Origin of the sequence: Pseudomonas bubulae (assembly GCF_900618535.1) — a bacterium.
GTDB lineage: Bacteria > Pseudomonadota > Gammaproteobacteria > Pseudomonadales > Pseudomonadaceae > Aquipseudomonas > Aquipseudomonas bubulae.
Genome location: NZ_UYJA01000003.1, coordinates 72,188 through 84,885 on the forward strand (window position 1 = coordinate 72,188; position 12,698 = coordinate 84,885).

At 59.1% G+C, this 12,698-nt stretch carries 12 protein-coding genes; 2 read left to right on the forward strand and 10 right to left on the reverse strand.

Going from position 1 to position 12,698, the window contains the following annotated elements:
- Positions 1-96: 96 nt before the first annotated feature.
- The 9 genes from PPTH39_RS11230 to PPTH39_RS11270 all read right to left on the reverse strand — a co-directional run bounded on the left by PPTH39_RS11230 (position 97) and on the right by PPTH39_RS11270 (position 9,180).
- Positions 97-603, reverse strand: a complete 507-nt coding sequence (locus tag PPTH39_RS11230; protein WP_095018254.1) for a DUF2878 domain-containing protein — start codon at positions 601-603, stop codon at positions 97-99.
- The gene (locus PPTH39_RS11235) at positions 596-1,867 is read right to left on the reverse strand and encodes an SAM-dependent methyltransferase (protein ID WP_130871982.1); all 1,272 of its coding nucleotides are present in this window, start codon (positions 1,865-1,867) and stop codon (positions 596-598) included. Before PPTH39_RS11235 ends, PPTH39_RS11230 begins: the two co-directional genes overlap by 8 nt.
- Positions 1,854-2,654 carry a DUF1365 domain-containing protein gene (locus tag PPTH39_RS11240; RefSeq protein WP_095020519.1) on the reverse strand — a complete coding sequence of 267 codons (801 nt, stop codon included), beginning with the start codon at positions 2,652-2,654 and terminating at the stop codon, positions 1,854-1,856. The genes PPTH39_RS11235 and PPTH39_RS11240 overlap by 14 nt, the downstream gene beginning before the upstream one ends.
- Entirely contained in the window at positions 2,651-3,898 is a 1,248-nt protein-coding gene (locus PPTH39_RS11245) for an NAD(P)/FAD-dependent oxidoreductase (RefSeq protein WP_095001108.1), read from the reverse strand. Before PPTH39_RS11245 ends, PPTH39_RS11240 begins: the two co-directional genes overlap by 4 nt.
- The gene (locus PPTH39_RS11250; RefSeq protein ID WP_095018251.1) at positions 3,895-4,665 is read right to left on the reverse strand and encodes an SDR family NAD(P)-dependent oxidoreductase; all 771 of its coding nucleotides are present in this window, start codon (positions 4,663-4,665) and stop codon (positions 3,895-3,897) included. The genes PPTH39_RS11245 and PPTH39_RS11250 overlap by 4 nt, the downstream gene beginning before the upstream one ends.
- On the reverse strand, positions 4,658-6,103 hold the full coding sequence (phrB, locus tag PPTH39_RS11255; RefSeq protein WP_095024932.1) for a deoxyribodipyrimidine photo-lyase: 1,446 nt from the start codon (positions 6,101-6,103) through the stop codon (positions 4,658-4,660). The genes PPTH39_RS11250 and phrB overlap by 8 nt, the downstream gene beginning before the upstream one ends.
- Positions 6,104-6,111: 8 nt before the next feature.
- Positions 6,112-7,050 carry a MerR family transcriptional regulator gene (locus tag PPTH39_RS11260; RefSeq protein ID WP_095024931.1) on the reverse strand — a complete coding sequence of 313 codons (939 nt, stop codon included), beginning with the start codon at positions 7,048-7,050 and terminating at the stop codon, positions 6,112-6,114.
- 2 nt (positions 7,051-7,052) lie between these two features.
- Positions 7,053-8,021, reverse strand: coding sequence for a YbgA family protein (locus PPTH39_RS11265; protein WP_130871983.1), 969 nt, complete (start codon positions 8,019-8,021; stop codon positions 7,053-7,055).
- A gap of 172 nt (positions 8,022-8,193) precedes the next feature.
- Complete coding sequence (locus tag PPTH39_RS11270; RefSeq protein ID WP_095001113.1) at positions 8,194-9,180, reverse strand: NAD(P)/FAD-dependent oxidoreductase; 987 nt, start codon at positions 9,178-9,180, stop codon at positions 8,194-8,196.
- 192 nt (positions 9,181-9,372) lie between these two features.
- On the opposite strand from PPTH39_RS11270, the gene PPTH39_RS11275 reads away from it, so the two are divergent.
- Together PPTH39_RS11275 and hemH are read left to right on the forward strand one after the other, a co-directional pair.
- On the forward strand, positions 9,373-10,275 hold the full coding sequence (locus PPTH39_RS11275) for a TIGR01777 family oxidoreductase (RefSeq protein ID WP_095020521.1): 903 nt from the start codon (positions 9,373-9,375) through the stop codon (positions 10,273-10,275).
- A gap of 13 nt (positions 10,276-10,288) precedes the next feature.
- A complete protein-coding gene (gene hemH, locus PPTH39_RS11280; protein ID WP_095001115.1) occupies positions 10,289-11,314 on the forward strand; it encodes a ferrochelatase in 1,026 nt (341 codons plus the stop codon).
- 106 nt (positions 11,315-11,420) lie between these two features.
- On the opposite strand, the gene PPTH39_RS11285 is transcribed toward hemH, so the two are convergent.
- Complete coding sequence (locus PPTH39_RS11285; RefSeq protein ID WP_095001116.1) at positions 11,421-12,698, reverse strand: uracil-xanthine permease family protein; 1,278 nt, start codon at positions 12,696-12,698, stop codon at positions 11,421-11,423.

The following is a 12,698-nucleotide window of genomic DNA, read 5'->3' on the forward strand; positions in this document are numbered from 1 at the left end:
GCTCCCACAGTTAAAATTTCCTTCAGACCTTGCAGCTGCCGCAGCCGTCGTAAAGTCAGCCATTGCGGTTTGCCAGATGAAACTCGCTCTCAGGATTTACGCTTGCTGCGCAACCGGACGTAGCCTGTCGGCAATCGCTACAAGGACCGCAAACAACCCAGCCCACAACAGGCTCAACCCGGCCAGCGTCGGCCAAAGGCCCAGCGGGAATTGCACCGCGCCCAGACGTTGCCCGGCGTAATACGACAGCGGTCCACCGATGGCTCCCAGCAAAACAGCACGCCACCAGGGCTTGGCAGTCCACGCCAGGCAGTGGTTCAAGGTGATGGCCAGCAGGGCCCAAAGCAACATCAGCCAGAACGGAATCACTATGCCGGGCTGCTTGAAGGCGAAAACATCGGCATTGAGCAACAGGCTGTCCACCGTACTGCCGAGCACGCACACGACCACTACCAGGCGCACTTCTGCCAATGAGCGGCTGATAAACAGCAGATGCACCAGCAGGGCGCCCGCGGCCAGCAGCAACCACAGGCTGTTGCCTCCCAGTACACAGGCAAACCAGCCGAGCTGGAACAGCCCGGCATTTACCAGGTTTTTAAGCATTGAACCGGCCAAGCAATGGTTCGGTCATGGCCGCCGGCTTGGCCAGCAACAATTGTGCGGTGCCGATGCTGCGCTCGAGAAAGCCGCCCTCGCAGTAGCACAGGTAAAACTCCCACAGGCGCAGAAAGTATTCGTCGTAGCCCAATTCCGTTAAACGGCCGTGTGCGCGGCGAAAGTTCTCATGCCACAAGCGCAGGGTTTTGGCGTAGTGCAGGCCAAAATCTTCCATATGCATCAGATTCATATCGGTGTCCTTGCCGACAATTTCGAGCATTTTTTGCACGCTAGGCAGTGCACCACCGGGAAAGATGTAGCGCTGGATAAAGTCCACGCTACTTTTTGCCTGCTCGTAACGCTGCTCGCGAATGGTGATGGCTTGCAGCAGCATCAGGCCGTGGGGCTTGAGCAAGCGGGCGCATTGCTTGAAGTAACTGGGCAAGAAGTGATGGCCGACTGCTTCGATCATCTCGATCGACACCAGCTTGTCGTATTGCCCGGTCAGGTCGCGGTAATCCTCCAGCAGTAACGTTACTTGCTCTTGTAAGCCCAGCGCCTCGATGCGGGCTTGGGTGTAGTCGAATTGCTCTTTGGACAATGTAGTCGTCGTCACCTTGCAGCCGTAATGTTGCGCTGCATACAACGCCATGCTGCCCCAGCCGGTACCGATTTCCAGCAAATGGTCTGCGGGCTTGAGGTCGAGCTTCTGGCAGATGCGCTGCAGCTTGTTAAGCTGGGCTTGCTCCAGGGTGTCGTCAGCCGTTAAGAACTGCGCGGCGGAATACATCATGGTCGGGTCGAGGAATTGCTCGAACATGTCATTACCCAGGTCGTAATGCGCAGCAATGTTTTTTTGCGAGCCCTTGCGGGTGTTGCGATTGATCCAGTGCAAGCCGCGAATCAGCGGGCGACCCAGGCGGGCCAGGCCACCTTCCATGGCATCAAGCACGTCCAGGTTGCTGACCAGTACGCGGATCACTTTGGTCAGGTCAGGTGAACTCCAGTAGCCATGAATAAAGGCTTCGCCGGCGCCAATCGAGCCGTTGCTGGCGATCATGCCCCAGACGCTTGTATCGTGAATCTGCACCTCGCCGACCAGGCCCGCGCCGCTGTCACCGAAGATCAGGCGTTCACCGTTTTCGGTGATCACCAGATGCCCGCTTTTCAATTGACTGAGCTGGCGCAGCACCCCGCGTCGCAGTAGTGCGCTGGTCAGGTTATGGGTAGTCGACAGTGAGGTTTTGCTCACCAGGCTAGGGCTCTTCATGGCGTTGATCCTTGGGTTGCAGGGCGGCAATGCGAAAGGCGCCGTCGGCGGCCTGGTGGGAAAAAATCGGTGTGCGTTTAAGAAACAGGCGCAACGCTTGCCAGTAAATGGCCAGGCAGGTTTTGGCGGTCATCCACGGGAACTGCCGCAGATAGCGGTGCAGGCCCGGGCGGTCCAGGGGAGTGCGTTGCAGGTTGAGGGTGGCATCAAACAGTTTCAGATCACCTTGCCAGTCGGCCATATGCACCCCGAGCCGGGCCTGGGGCGGGCTGAAGCTCATGTGGTATTCCAGGTCCCGTGGCAGAAAAGGTGATACGTGGAAGGCTTTGGCCACGGCAACGTGGGAAAAACCGTCTCCATTGGCGGGAAGCACATAGTGATAACGTTCGCGCCAAGGCGTATTGGTGACTTCACACAGGAGGGCGGCCAGTTTTCCGTCAGCTTCGTAACAATAGAAGAAGCTCACCGGGTTGAAGGACAGCCCCCAACTGCGGGCTTGTGTGAGCACGCATATCGGGCCTTGCGGCGTATACCCCAAAGCGCTGGAAACTTGCTGGCGTACCGCATCAATCAGGCGCATGCCGGTTGCGGTGAAGGTTTTCAGGTAATCGGTTTCACGAAACGAGAAGGGCGCAAAGCGACTTTTGCCTGCCAGTGGTGAAAGCCCCAGTACAGCGTCTTGCTCATCCAGATCCAGATACAACAGGCCGATCTGATAGCGAAAGGCATGGGGCTTTGGAGCAAAGCGCCGATGGCCGATCCAGCCGCTGTACAGGGCGCTGTTCATAATTGCTGACCAAAGGCCTGGGCCACGCGCAAGGCGCTGACCACGCCGTCTTCATGGAAGCCGTTGGCCCAATAAGCGCCACAAAAGTAGCTGTGCTGTGCGCCCAGCAGTTCTTGCCAGCGCGCTTGCGCGGCGACGGCGTCCAGGCTGTATTGCGGGTGGGCATAGGTGTAGCTGGCCAGCACTTTGAGCGGGTCAATTGCTGCGGTTTGGTTGAGACTGACGCAAAAAGTGGTCTCGCTCTGAATCCCTTGCAGGATGTTCATATCGTAGGTTACGGCTGCACGTTTTTGTCCTGCACCGCCCAGGCGATAATTCCAGCTAGCCCAAGCCAGCTTTCGGTCGGGTAGTAATCGGGTATCAGTGTGCAGCACGACCTCGTTGTCGGCGTATGGCATGGCTCCCAGAATCTGTTGTTCGGCAACCGAGGGCTTGGCCAGCAGCTTCAGGGCCTGGTCGCTGTGACAGGCAAAGATCACCTTGTCGAAAGATTCAGTACCACCAACGCTGTGCACCAGAACGCTTTCGGCATTGCGTTCAACCTGGATAACCGGGCAGTTGCGGCGAATCCTGTCGGCAAATCCTGCGCTCAAGGGTTTTAGGTAGCTACTGGAACCGCCTTCAATCACACGCCATTGCGGGCGATTGCTGACGCTGAGCAGGCCGTGATTCTTGAAAAAGCGCACAAAGAACTGCAATGGAAAGGCTTGCATCTCGACCAGGGACATCGACCAGATCGCAGCCCCCATCGGCACGATATAGTGTTCGATAAAGCGCGAGCCATAACCCCGCAGTCGCAAGTAGTCGCCCAACCGGGTGTTGCTGGCAATACGTTGTTCGTCCAGGTCGCGAATGGCCTCGCGATTGAAACGCAAAATATCGCGCAACATGCCCCAGAACCTGGGCGACAACAGGTTGCTGCGCTGGGCGAACAGGCTGTTGAGGGTATTGCCGTTGTATTCGAGGTTGCTGTCGGTGTCGTGGACTGAAAAACTCATTTCAGTGGCTTTGGAGCCAACACCCAATTGCTCCATCAATTTGATGAAATTAGGGTAAGTCCAATCGTTGAACACAATAAAGCCGGTGTCCACGGCATAGGTTTGGCCTTTGACGCTCACATTGACGGTATGGGTGTGCCCGCCGATCCAGTCGCTGGCCTCGAACACGCTGACATCATGTTCTTTATGCAGCAGGTAGCCGCAGGTCAGCCCTGAAATCCCGCTGCCAATGATCGCTATCTTCATGATGGCTTACCGTCGGATGTACGTGCCAGACGCTTGCCTAACGCCACTTGCAGGCGCTTTGGCAGGTTTGCCAGCAGCCGCAAGGAGGCAATGAACAGCGTCGGGAAGGCGATCTCCAGCGGGCGTTTTTCCAGGCGCTGGCAAATATGCCGTGCCGCCTTGTGTGCAGGCCAACGCATGGGCATCGGGAAGTCATTGTGTTCAGTGAGCGGGGTATCGACAAAGCCGGGGCTGACCAGGGTGACATCGATCTGTTCCTGGGCCAGATCGATGCGCAACGATTCGAGCAAGTAGCGCAGGCCGGCTTTTGACGCACCGTAGGCCCCGGCCCGTGGCAATGGCCATAAGGTGACCGAGCTGACCACTCCCACCAGATGCGGGCGCGAGCCTGCGCGCAGCAGTGGCAGTGCGCTTTCCAGGCAATAGCTGTTGGCCAGCAGGTTGGTGCGCACCACGCGCTCGACCAGTGCGGCGTCGAAGTGGCGGGCATCAACATACTCACAGGTGCCTGCATTGAGGATTACGGTGTCCAGCGCGCCCCAGGCCTGGATGATGCGCTTGCCAATTTCGCGTACCTGCAGGCTGTCGGTCAGGTCGCCGGGCACCAGCAAGACCTGTCCGGGGTAACGGTCGGACAAGGCTTTCAAAGGCGCCAGCGTGCGGGCTGTCAATGCCAGCCGGGCGCCACTACTGAGCAACTCTTCGGCCATTTGCGCACCAATGCCGCTGCTGGCGCCCGTGAGCCAGATCCGCCGCCGATCAGCCATGGCTGGCCTCCAGCATTTGCCGGGAGGGCAGATTTTTGAACGCGCTCAAGGCGCGGTCGCGGCTTTGGCTCAAGTTGACGATGGGCGCCGGGTAATTCGCCACGCCAAACAGCCCGCCCACCGACGCGGGGTTGTGCACCTGTTTTTTGTTCAGCTCGGCCAGTTCGGGCAGCCAGTGCTTGATAAATTTACCCTCGGGGTCGAAGCGTTCGGACTGGGTGATCGGGTTGAAAATACGGAAATACGGCACCGAGTCGGTTCCCGTGGATGAACTCCACTGCCAGCCGCCATTGTTGGCGGCCAGATCACCGTCGATCAGATGCTGCATAAAAAAGCGCTCGCCCTCGCGCCAGTCGATCAGCAGATTTTTGGTCAGGAACATAGCCACTACCATGCGCAGGCGGTTGTGCATCCAGCCGGTTTCCAGCAGTTGCCTGATGGCCGCGTCGATAATCGGGAAGCCAGTGCGGCCCTGTTTCCAGGCGGCCAGTTCATCCGGCGCGTGGCGCCAGGGCAGGTATTCGGTTTCCGGACGAAAGGCGCGGTGACGTGAGACCCTTGGGTAGCCCACCAGGATATGTTTGTAGAACTCGCGCCACAGCAGCTCGGTGATCCAGGTAAAGACCCCCGGGCTGCCGCTTTCAAACTCGCCGTTGTTGCTTTGCAATGCGGCGTGCAGGCATTGGCGGGGTGAGATCACGCCTGCCGCGAGGTAGGCCGACAGCTGGCTGGTACCGGGTTTGGCGGGCAGGTCGCGTTCGTCCTGATAGTAGTGGATCTGCTCATCGGCAAACTGTGCCAGGCGTTGGCGAGCCTGATCCTCGCCTGCTGGCCACAATGCGCGCAGCGAATCGCTGGGTACGGCGAAACCGCTGACAGACTTGGGTATGACGTCGCTCTGGATATTCAGCGGTGATTGTTTTTCAGGCCTGGCAACCAGCTTGGGCAAGGCCATGTGCAGGCGGTTGTAGCAGATGCGGCGAAACTGGCTGAAGACCTGAAAGTACGAGCCCGACTGCGTGAGGATGCTGCCCGGCTGGAACAACAGTTGGTCGAGGTAACCGTGAAACTCGATGCCCTCGGCTTCAAGGGCCCGGGCAACTGCCTGGTCGCGGCGGGTTTCATGAATGCCATATTCCTGGTTGGTGTGTACCGCCTCAACTCCGTGCTGCTGGCACAGCTCAAGGAGCACCGCAGGCGCCTGGTCCCAGCTGGGCGCAGTACGAATAAGCAAAGGAATATTGAGCTGTTGCAGGCTGTTGCTCAGCGTGCGCAGATTGCGCAGCCAGAAGTCTACCTTGCTTGGCGCATCGTCATGGGCCAGCCATTGCTCGGGGCTGATCAGGTATACGGCCAGGGTGGGGCCGCGTTTGGCAGCGGCGCTCAGGGCGGTGTTGTCGTCGTGGCGCAAGTCGGTGCGCAGCCAGATCAGTTGCATATCATTTCCTAGCGATAAAGGCCGAGTTGGCTGAGGCGTTGATGGGCCTCTACCGGGTTGTGGGCCAGATACAATCCTGCGATCTCGGTTGTACTTACGGACAACTGGTCGAAGTGGATGCATACCGTCGGTCCGGCGATCAGGATCGGGCAGTCGATACCCTGCAGCAGTCGGGGCAGTTGATGGGTATTGAGGGTTTTGCTGGAATACAGCACCACGGCGCGGGGCTTCAAATGCTCGACAGCCAGGCCCAGTTCGCCGCCGGGCACAGGTGCGTCGAAGACTTCGACCGGGCAGTGGCTGCTGCTGACCAGCAAGGCGGTTAGCCACAGTTGCGGCTCGAAGGGCAGGTCGGAATGATTGATCAGCAGTACCGGCGCGCCCTTGAGCGAACGGTTGTTGTGATAAATCCGTGCCCCCAGCTTGCTGCGCAGCCAGGAGTGGAAAAACACCCGCTCCAATTGCGCACCGAACTGCCCTTGCCAGCGTTGTTCCAGCTCGTTCAAAAGAGGCAGCAGCAGTTGTTCACAGAGCGGGCGGGCAGGGTAGAGCGACATTGCCTGGTTAAAGCAGTCGTCGAGGCGGCGTTCGGCCAGCTCACTGATGGCTTCAATCATGGTTTGCCGCCACGCCTGCCAGTCGCTGTCAGGTGCCGGGGCGAGAGTCGGCGGCGCGTTGAGTAGCGGCTTGATCTGGCTGACCGACACGCCACGGTTGAGCCACAACAAAATCTGCTGGATGCGCTGGATATGCTCGGTCGAGAACAGGCGATGGCCCTTGGCCGTGCGGTGCGGCACGATCAAGCCGTAGCGGCGTTCCCAGGCACGCAGGGTCACGGCATTCACACCGGTGATGCGCGACACTTCGCGGATGGGCAACCAGCCTTCGGCCAGTGCCTGGCTGTAGTCCGTACCAGGGGTGTTGGACATGATCAGGTCATCATTCATGGTCAGATGGCATTACGCAGGCTGAGGTCTTCCGGATGCGGCTGCAGGTAAACCTGGCGCGAGATGTACGGGTGGGGGTGCAGGCGAAAGTGATGCTTGAGCAGGGTCAGCGGGACCACCAGTGGCACGATGCCGTGCAGGTACTGGCCAATCAGTTGCTGGACTTCCTGCTTGTCTTCGGCGCTGATGGCTTGCTTGAGGTAGCCGCTGATATGTTGCAGCACATTGGTGTGGGTGCGGCGGGTGGCGCATTTTTTCAGGGCTTTCATCAGTTCGCTGAAGTACTGCGGTGCAATGCCCATAGGGTCTTGCTTGCCAAGGCTGCCGAGCAGGTTGCCGAGGGTTTTGTACTGCACCGGATGATGGGCCATCAGCAGATATTTGTAGCGGGCATGAAACTCGGTCAGTGAGCGGCGGGTAACGCCCTGTTTGAGCAGTGCCTGCCAGGCGCTGTAGGCGTACACCCGGGTCATGAAGTTTTCCCGCAGCACCGGGTCGTTCAAACGGCCGTCTTCTTCCACGGGTAAATCGGGTTGAGCGTCACAGAATGCCCGGGCGTAGATGCCGCGCCCGCTCAGTTCGGCAGGGCGTCCGCCGTCCTGATACACCTTGACCCGCTCCAGGCCACAGGACGGTGACTTCTGCATGAAGATGTAGCCGCAGATATCGGTGTGCGCCGCGGCCATTTCCACGCCGTAGTCGTGCAGGGGCCGGGTCACGTCCAGCGTGCTGTCGACCGTGCCGACAGCCTGGGGTTGTAAGGGGTTGCCCACCAATCGCACCGGCTGGCGCGGAATACCCAGACCGATGGCGACCTCGGGGCAAAGCGGGACAAATTCGAAGTGTTGGGTCAGGGCCTGGCTGCACAGGCGTGACTCTTTATGCCCGCCGTTGAACCGCACTTCAGCCCCCAACAAGCAGGCGCTGATGGCTATTTTGGGTTTGTGCCGGGCAGATGTGGGGCTGGGCATGTGACGAACCTCCAAGAATTACTTGTACATCTTTTTGGTGATGTACAACTTGAGTTCATCATATGCCAGATGTTGTACAAGTCAAATTTCTTGTACAGGTATTTGAAGGGTTGTTAATCCCGCGTAGCAGCTGCTCGTTCCTGCGGCAGCTGCTGCGGCACGTGTTGTGGCTTCAATCCAGATGCTCGATCAGCCGTCGCGCTGCTTCCTGGCCGCTGAGCCAGGCGCCTTCCACGCGACCTGACAAGCACCAGTCACCACAGGCATACAGGCCCAGATCGGAGTCGGCCAGCGCGCCCCATTCATGCGCCGCAGCAGGGCGGGCGTAGAGCCAGCGGTGGGCCAGGCTGAAAATCGGTGCGGGAGTAGGGAAGTGCATCAACTCGGCAAATGCGCCGTGCAGATGTTCGATCACTGACTCTTTGGGCAGGTCGAGGTTCTGTTTGCTCCAGGCACTGGTGGCGTGCAGGACCCAGGTGTCAGGCTGGCTGTCGCGCCCGGGTTTGCTGCGGTTACGGGCCAGCCAGTCCAGCGGGCTGCCTTGCACGAAGCAGCCTTCCATGGGCGTGTCGAGGGGGGATTCGAACGCCAGTGCCACGGCCCAGGCCGGTTCCATTTTCACACCGGCAGCAGCGCTTGCGAGCTTGGGTGCGCTGGCCAGCAGGGACGTGGCTTGTGGTGCCGGAGTGGCGATGATGACGTGGCTGAACGGGCCGTGTTCCTCACCTTCGGCATCCAGCAAGTGCCAGCGTTTTTCGCCGCGTATAAGGTCGGTGATCTGGCAGGAGAAACTCACGGGCAAATGGCCCAGCAGGCCTCGGGTAATGGCGCTCATGCGCGGCGTGCCCACCCAGCGGGTTTGCTCGTCGGGTGAGGGGCTTAACAGGCCATTTTTATAGTGGTACAGGTGCGGTTCCCACTCGGCGGCCCAGCCTTCGGCTTGCCATTGCTGGACTTCATCGACAAAACGGCGGTCGCGTGCGGTGAAATACTGAGCCCCCAGGTCCAGTACCCCGACATCACTGCGCTTGCTCGACATGCGTCCACCGCTGCCCCGGCTTTTATCGAACAATTGAATTGCATGCCCCGCCTTGTGCAGGGCATTTGCGGCTGACAGCCCGGCTATGCCGGCACCGATAATTGCGATGGGTACAGTCATTGTGGCCCCCGATCTCTGTTTGCACAGACTACGCCGTCGGCAATACCTGTACAATTATGTTTTTTAGTATAGGTTTTAGTGTTTGCTTCAGATCCATGTGGCCTATTCTTAAATCAGCTCAACGACCGATAAAAGGTCTTTATATAAAAATAGACCAGTGCTCCCGATAAAACTCCTTGTGAGGATCAACTCATGCACATTTTGCTGACCGGCGGTACAGGCTTGATAGGGCGTCAGCTCTGTCGTCACTGGCTGGCGCAAGGCCATCGCCTCAGTGTGTGGAGCCGTCGCCCCGAAAAGGTGGCTCAATTATGCGGTGCCCAGGTCAAAGGGATTGCCCTGCTTGAAGAGCTTGGTGAGGAGCCGATTGATGCGGTGATCAACCTGGCCGGCGCGCCGATTGCCGATCGGCCCTGGACCCGCAAGCGCAAGGCTTTGTTGTGGAGCAGCCGCATCACCTTGACCGAGACCCTTGTGGGTTGGTTGCAAAGTCGTGCGCAAAAGCCTTCAGTGCTGGTATCGGGTTCGGCGGTGGGCTGGTATGGCGACGGTGGTGAGCGCGAGCTGACAGAAGAGTCGCCGACGGTGAGTGAGGATTTCGCCAGCCACTTGTGTATTGCCTGGGAAGAGACCGCTCAGCGGGCACAGGTTTTGGGGGTGCGCGTGGTCCTGGTGCGCACGGGGCTGGTGCTGGCGGCCGAAGGCGGCTTTTTGTCGCGCCTGTTGTTGCCGTTCAAGCTGGCGCTGGGCGGGCCGATAGGCAATGGTCGGCAATGGATGCCGTGGATTCATATCAATGACCAAATCGCCCTGATTGATTTTCTTGTGCATGAGAATGCCGCAAGCGGTCCTTATAATGCCTGCGCGCCGCATCCTGTACGCAATGGCGAATTTGCCCAGGTGCTGGGTCGCGTGTTGCACCGCCCGGCCTTTATGCCCATGCCTGCCTTTGTGTTACGTGTGCTGCTCGGCGAGATGGCCGGTTTGTTGCTGGGTGGTCAGCGGGCTCAACCGGCAAAACTGCTGGCAGCGGGTTTTACTTTTCAGTTCACCGATTTGCGTGCGGCGCTCGAAGATGTCGCCGCCCGCCCCTGAAATAGGAAGTTGCATGACCGATCACGCGCTGTTGCTGGTTAACCTGGGTTCGCCGGCGTCTACTTCGGTAGCGGATGTACGCAGCTACTTGAATCAGTTTTTAATGGACCCGTACGTCATCGATCTGCCGTGGCCGGTGCGACGCTTGCTGGTGTCGCTGATTCTGATCAAGCGGCCCGAGCAATCGGCCCATGCCTATGCCTCGATCTGGTGGAAGGAAGGTTCGCCGCTGGTGGAACTGAGCCGCCGTTTGCAACAGGCCATGACCAAAGAGTGGAGCCAGGGCCCGGTCGAGCTGGCAATGCGTTACGGCGAGCCATCGATTGAAACCGTGTTGACCCGTATTGCTGCGCAGGGCATCAAAAAGGTCACTCTGGCGCCGCTTTACCCGCAGTTCGCCGACAGCACCGTGACCACGGTGATTGAAGAGGCCAAGCGGGTGGTAAAGGCCAAAAAGCTGCCTGTCCAGTTCTCCATCCTGCAACCGTTCTATGATCAGCCCGAATACCTCGATGCTCTCGTGGCAAGTGCCCAACCGCATCTGGAGCAGGATTACGATCACTTGCTGCTGAGCTTTCACGGCTTGCCCGAGCGGCATTTACACAAGCTGGATCCGACCGGCAACCACTGCTTCAAAAATGATGACTGCTGCAAGAATGCATCGCCTGCGGTACTTGCCACCTGTTATCGGGCGCAGTGTCTGCGCACCGCACAGGCCTTTGCCGAGCGCATGGGCTTGCCTGAAGGGAAGTGGTCGGTGGCGTTCCAGTCCCGTCTGGGCCGGGCCAAGTGGATTGAACCCTACACTGAGGCGCGTCTGGATGCGTTGGCCAAGCAAGGGGTAAAGAAGATTCTGGTGATGTGCCCGGCGTTTGTGGCCGATTGCATTGAAACCCTGGAAGAGATTGGCGATCGCGGACGCGAGCAGTTTATCGAGGCGGGGGGCGAGGAGTTGGTGCTGGTGCCGTGTCTCAATGACCACCCGCAGTGGGCGCAGGCGTTGAACACGTTGTGTGAGAGGGCGCCGCTGGCCCTGTAGAAAACCCCTGTGGGAGCGGGCTTGCTCGCGATGCAGTCAACGCGGTCTATCTGTTGGATAGAGGTGATGCCATCGCGAGCAAGCCCGCTCCTACAAGGATTACAGGTCAGATGACGGGGCCGTCACCTTTTTTCTTGTGCTTCCAGCTGTCATTGCCCGGCAGGATCAGGTTCAGCGCAATCGCCACAATGGCGCACAGCGCGATGCCTTTGAGACCGAAGTCCTCAGGCCCCATCCCCGTACCGATCAGTACGCCGCCAATCCCGAATACCAGGGTCACCGAGACGATTACCAGGTTGCGTGCTTCGCTCAGGTCGACTTGATGGCGGATCAGGGTGTTCATGCCCACCGCCGCAATCGAACCGAACAGCAGGCACAGAATCCCGCCCATCACCGGCACTGGAATGCTTTGCAGCAGTGCGCCGAACTTGCCGATAAATGCCAGGCTGATGGCGAAGATCGCCGCCCAGGTCATGATTTTCGGGTTGTAGTTCTTGGTCAGCATCACCGCGCCTGTCACTTCGGCGTACGTGGTGTTGGGTGGGCCACCCAGCAAGCCGGCTGCAGTGGTGGCAATGCCGTCACCGAACAGTGTGCGGTGCAGGCCCGGTTTTTTCAGGTAGTCGCGACCGGTTACGCTGCCTACGGCAATGACACCGCCGATATGTTCAATGGCCGGGGCAAGTGCCACGGGGACGATAAACAGAATCGCCTGCCAGTTGAACTCGGGCGCGGTGAAGTGCGGTAGCGCAAACCAGGGGGCGGCGGCGATCTTGGCGGTGTCGACAACACCGAAGTAGAACGCCATGCCAAAACCTACCAGCACGCCGGCAATGATCGGCACCAGACGGAAAATCCCTTTGCCGAATACGGCCACGATCAAGGTGGTCAGCAGTGCTGGCATCGAGATCAGCATTGCCGTCTGATAGTGAATCAGCTCGGTGCCATCTTCAGCGCGACCCATGGCCATGTGTGCAGCAATGGGTGCCATCGCGAGGCCGATCGAGATAATCACCGGGCCAATCACCACAGGTGGCAGCAGGCGGTCAATAAAACCGGTGCCCTTGAGCTTTACCGCGAAACCGAGAAAGGTGTACACGAAACCGGCTGCCATCACGCCGCCCATGGTCGCGGCCAGGCCGAACTGACCCTTGGCGAGAATGATCGGAGTAATGAAAGCGAAACTCGAAGCCAGAAAGACCGGCACCTGGCGCCGGGTCACGATCTGGAACAGCAGAGTCCCGAGACCCGCCGTGAACAGCGCAACGTTAGGGTCCAGGCCTGTAATCAAAGGCATCAACACCAACGCGCCAAAGGCCACGAAGAGCATCTGCGCGCCAGATATGATCTGGCGCCAGAGCGGGTCGTTGAACTCGTCCTGCAT

Bases quoted from the DNA above. Each gene is read 5' to 3' on its own strand.
- hemH (WP_095001115.1), top strand. From the start codon at position 10,289: ATGACCGATCACGCGCTGTTGCTGGTTAACCTGGGTTCGCCGGCGTCT.
- PPTH39_RS11260 (WP_095024931.1), bottom strand. From the start codon at position 7,050: ATGAATGATGACCTGATCATGTCCAACACCCCTGGTACGGACTACAGC.
- PPTH39_RS11285 (WP_095001116.1), bottom strand. From the start codon at position 12,698: ATGCAGGACGAGTTCAACGACCCGCTCTGGCGCCAGATCATATCTGGC.
- PPTH39_RS11265 (WP_130871983.1), bottom strand. From the start codon at position 8,021: ATGCCCAGCCCCACATCTGCCCGGCACAAACCCAAAATAGCCATCAGC.
- PPTH39_RS11250 (WP_095018251.1), bottom strand. From the start codon at position 4,665: ATGGCTGATCGGCGGCGGATCTGGCTCACGGGCGCCAGCAGCGGCATT.
- PPTH39_RS11275 (WP_095020521.1), top strand. From the start codon at position 9,373: ATGCACATTTTGCTGACCGGCGGTACAGGCTTGATAGGGCGTCAGCTC.
- PPTH39_RS11230 (WP_095018254.1), bottom strand. From the start codon at position 603: ATGCTTAAAAACCTGGTAAATGCCGGGCTGTTCCAGCTCGGCTGGTTT.
- PPTH39_RS11240 (WP_095020519.1), bottom strand. From the start codon at position 2,654: ATGAACAGCGCCCTGTACAGCGGCTGGATCGGCCATCGGCGCTTTGCT.
- PPTH39_RS11270 (WP_095001113.1), bottom strand. From the start codon at position 9,180: ATGACTGTACCCATCGCAATTATCGGTGCCGGCATAGCCGGGCTGTCA.
- PPTH39_RS11245 (WP_095001108.1), bottom strand. From the start codon at position 3,898: ATGAAGATAGCGATCATTGGCAGCGGGATTTCAGGGCTGACCTGCGGC.
- PPTH39_RS11235 (WP_130871982.1), bottom strand. From the start codon at position 1,867: ATGAAGAGCCCTAGCCTGGTGAGCAAAACCTCACTGTCGACTACCCAT.
- phrB (WP_095024932.1), bottom strand. From the start codon at position 6,103: ATGCAACTGATCTGGCTGCGCACCGACTTGCGCCACGACGACAACACC.